Annotated in this window: 1 protein-coding gene; it reads left to right on the forward strand. The window is 62.4% G+C overall.

Going from position 1 to position 1,081, the window contains the following annotated elements:
- A partial coding sequence (locus V6C16_RS14015; protein WP_333543525.1) for a FliI/YscN family ATPase occupies positions 1–1,081 on the forward strand: 1,081 nt, incomplete at both ends.

Below are 1,081 nucleotides of genomic sequence, written 5' to 3' on the forward strand. Positions count from 1 at the left end.
AATGCCAAGGCCGATTTTGCCCGTCAGGCGCAGGAACAGGAACCATATGTGCCGGAATGGGCCGCCGTGGCCCGGCAGCAGTGGCATCCCGAGCTTGTCCCCATCTATGCCGACCCGCCAAGCCCCCTGCAGCGGCCGCGCATTACGGATATCCTTGATGTGGGCGTGCGCTCGGTCAACAGCCTGCTCACTCTCGGCAAAGGGCAGCGCGTGGGTATCATGGCCGGTTCCGGCGTGGGCAAGTCCACGCTCATGGGCATGATGGCCCGCTATACCCGTGCCGATGTCAACGTTATCGCCCTCATCGGCGAACGTGGACGTGAAGTGGTGGAATTTATGGAGCGGGACCTTGGGCCGGAGGGCATGGCCCGTTCGGTTCTGGTCATCGCCACGTCCGACCAGTCCCCTCTGGTACGTATGCGCGCGGCCTACGCGGCCACGGGCGTTGCCGAATATTTTCGCGACAAGGGCATGGACGTGCTGCTCATGATGGACTCCGTAACCCGCTTTGCCATGGCCGCGCGTGAAGTGGGGCTGGCCGTGGGCGAGCCGCCGACCACCAAGGGCTACACTCCCACGGTTTTTGCCCAGTTGCCCAAGCTGCTGGAACGGGCCGGAAGGTCTGCCAGGGGAACCATCACGGGCATTTACACGGTGCTGGTTGACGGCGATGACTTTAACGAACCCATTGCCGACGCCGTGCGCTCCATTCTGGACGGTCACATTGTGCTCACCCGCGATCTGGCGGATCAGGGGCATTTTCCCGCCATTGACGTGCTGCGTTCCATCAGCCGCCTGCGGTCAGATATCTGCGACAGGCAGGATGTTCTGGCCGGGCGTGTGGTCACGCGCAATATGAGTACCTTTCGCAAAGTGGAGGATATGGTCAATATCGGGGCCTATGCCAGGGGAACCAATGCCGAAATCGACGCGGCCATTGAAAGCATGCCCGCCATCAACGCTTTTTTGCGGCAGGATGTGGGCGATCCGCAGTTTCTGGAGCCAAGCATGCAGCAGTTGCGCTCTCTTGCCCAACTGGCCGAAGCCGCGGCAGGTCCGGTGGCGCAGGCTGCTCCCGGCA

It is taken from the genome of Desulfovibrio sp. 1188_IL3213 (assembly GCF_036763145.1).
Taxonomy (GTDB): Bacteria; Desulfobacterota; Desulfovibrionia; order Desulfovibrionales; family Desulfovibrionaceae; genus Desulfovibrio.